This window comes from Segatella copri (genome assembly GCF_003465495.1).
Classification (GTDB): domain Bacteria; phylum Bacteroidota; class Bacteroidia; order Bacteroidales; family Bacteroidaceae; genus Prevotella; species Prevotella copri_G.
This window is the reverse complement of the sequence record NZ_QSAV01000093.1, coordinates 1-2749: the sequence shown is the minus strand read 5'-3', so window position 1 is coordinate 2749 and position 2749 is coordinate 1. Positions and strand designations below refer to the sequence as shown.

Here is a 2749-nt window from a genome sequence, read left to right as displayed (position 1 = left end):
TGGTCAGTTTCTTTTGTTTCTCTGCGCTGCATCAGCTTGTCCATGTCCTTGGATATCTTGTCATCGGTGATGACGGCATAGACCTGGGTGCTTCGCAGGTTGGAATGCCCCATCATCTTGGCGATGCTTTCCATTGATATGCCCGAAGTAACCATGTTTACTCCGAATGTATGTCTTGCAACGTGTGCGGTAAGGTTCTCATTTATACCCAAAGCCACACCGAGTGAATGAAATTCAAACCACATGGAATCACGTGAAGAAAGAGGGAAAACAGGTTTGCTATCATCCGCTGTATTGTATAGCGACATTATTTGTTCAGCTATCGGATGCAAGGGAATGAACGCTTCGTTGTTGGTCTTTGCTCTTTTCTCACGGATGTATTTTTTGCCGTCTGCCGTCATCCCGATATGGTGTGGATACAGGTTACGTAAATCGACATAAGCCAAACCTGTAAGGCTGGAGAAAACAAACATTCTGCGTGCCAACTCCAAAGCCTTATCTTCCATAGGAGTCTCCATAATGAGCAGCAAGTCATTTCTGGATATATGTCTACGCTTTGGTGAGCCTTTCTTTTCATATCCGACATCTTCCAATGGATTGAATTTCAGCAGACCTCTGTCAACAGCGATATAAACCAAGCGTTGCAGCCAACAAAGATTATGGTTCGTATTGGATGCACTATACCCTTTGCCAATCAAGAACAACTTATAAGATTTGCCAAATTCCTCAGTCAGATCTTCAAATGCAATGTCATTCATTCCTCGTAACCCGATGAACTCTCGCAAGTTGAGCTGCGATGTCTTAGATTGGCGATAAGAAGATGTTGAGTTAATACGGATAGAGCGCAGCCTAAGGCGTTCACGCTCCTCCTCGCCAGTGGCAAGCAATGTCATCGGGATAGTATTTGCATCAAGAATAACATTCTTCAGAATCTCGGCGGTAACGATGCCCTTTTCCTTTGTTGCCTGCTCGTAGGCTTCGTCAATTCTTAGTCTGAACGCTTGCAGTTGTCCGTTCACTCTTGCATTCTTGGCTTCACCTTTTTTCGTGTCCCATTCTTCGGGAGCACAGTAAAGACCTGTTGCTATGGCTGACACTTTGCCGTCAATCGTGATACGGCAAAATATAGATGTGGTTCCGTCTGCCTTTACTCTGCCACGGTTGATATAATAAAACTGCTTGTATGTACTTCTCATTGTTATGTTCCTTTCTTATTTTGTGATAATATTACAGGACAAACTTGAAGTCCTTGTTGGCTTCGATGAACTTGTCCATATCCTCAAATAGCTTTTTCGGGGTGACACGTGCATAGATTTGCGTGGTCTGAATGTTGCTGTGACCAAGCATTTTGCTGATAGTCTCTATCGGAACACCTTCTTCGAGCGTAACGAGCGATGCGAAACTGTGCCGTCCAACATGATAGACCAAATCCATACTTATGCCAGATAGTACTCGGAGACTTTTCATGTTACCTCTCAGCACTCGAAATTCCTGTGGCGGTAAAAGAGTAGGTCTTGTCGGGTCTTTGTATTTCTCCAACATGGCAAGCGCCTCTGGCAGTAACTTCACACGTGCAAGCATCTTGTTCTTCTTTCTGTGGTATTTCAGCCAAAGGCTGCCCTCCTCATCACGAAAGAGGTTTTCTTCCGTGATGGAAACCGTATCGGCATAAGCCGTGCCTGTATAGCAGGCGAAAAGAAAAAGGTCACGGGTCAAAGCCAACGATTTTCTTCGCTCTGGTATTTCGAGGTCACGAATTTTCAGAAAGTCCTCACGTGTCAATGCCTTTGGTGGATTCTCTTTCTTTTGAGGTAGCTTGAAGTGCATGAAATGATAACGCTCGGAGTGTCCTGCCTTGAAAGCTATTCGGCAGGTCTTCTTCAATATGGCGAGATAGTGGCGGACTGTATCAAGTGCAAGACCTCTCTCGTCCAAGCAAAAGTCCATGTACTCACGGATAAACTGCTCGTCAAGCTCACCGAATGCCACATCGTCAGTTCCATAACGCTTCTTGACGAACAATCCCAATGTCAGGCGAGTGTACTGGTAGTTTGGAAGCGTGCCTTTCTTGTAGTCGATGCCGATTCTTGACTCAATGTCCGCAATGATGGCGTCAAGCTGCTTCAACAAGGTCATCTGAGTGTCTGCACTGCATTGAAACAGATCCTTTATCGCCTTTGCGTCAAAATCCGTCTTGCGCTCCACAAGTGACTCGTAGGCTGAGTTTATTGCCAGCAACAGCTTGTCAATCTTGGCGTTCACTTCCACAGCCTCCTTGCTCTTGCCGTCAAGTCTGCTCTCACGTGGATTCCATAACTTTGGCGTACATGACAACTTGCAACCGAACTGCGCCATTGTTCGGTTGAGGGTGATGCGTCCCATGATGGGAGCCTTACCGTTCTTGTCCAATCCGCTCTTTTTGAGGTAGAGCAGCACCTTGAATTTTTCAACTTTCATCTGCTTACTTTTTTAGTTTGCAAAAATAATCAATCAGTAAGCATTCTCCGTCATTGAAAGTTGTGCAGAACAGTGCAACAAACACCGGTGACAAACTATTTGTTTTTCACCTCGTTAGCAGTGTTGGTTTCGGTAACTGACCGCTAACGGTTTGGTAACTGAAATAACTCAATATCCTGCTCGGATTTGCTTTGCAGCCAATTGGCAGAATTATGAAATATTGCTCATTCTCAACCACTTGCAGTTCATTTCTCTCATCTTCACTTTCCGTTGCTTTTGCTTAAATTGTGCA

2 protein-coding genes are annotated in these 2749 nt (G+C 44.9%); both read right to left on the bottom strand.

Annotation, left to right across the window (positions count from 1 at the left end):
- Positions 1–1196, bottom strand: a 1196-nt coding sequence (locus DWV53_RS15075; protein ID WP_147468827.1) for a site-specific integrase, incomplete at its 3' end; no start/stop codon positions are given.
- A 31-nt stretch (positions 1197–1227) separates the two neighbouring features.
- Positions 1228–2457: a site-specific integrase gene (locus DWV53_RS15070; protein WP_118155422.1), complete on the bottom strand. Its 1230-nt coding sequence runs from the start codon at positions 2455–2457 to the stop codon at positions 1228–1230.
- Between the last annotated feature and the right edge of the window lie 292 nt (positions 2458–2749).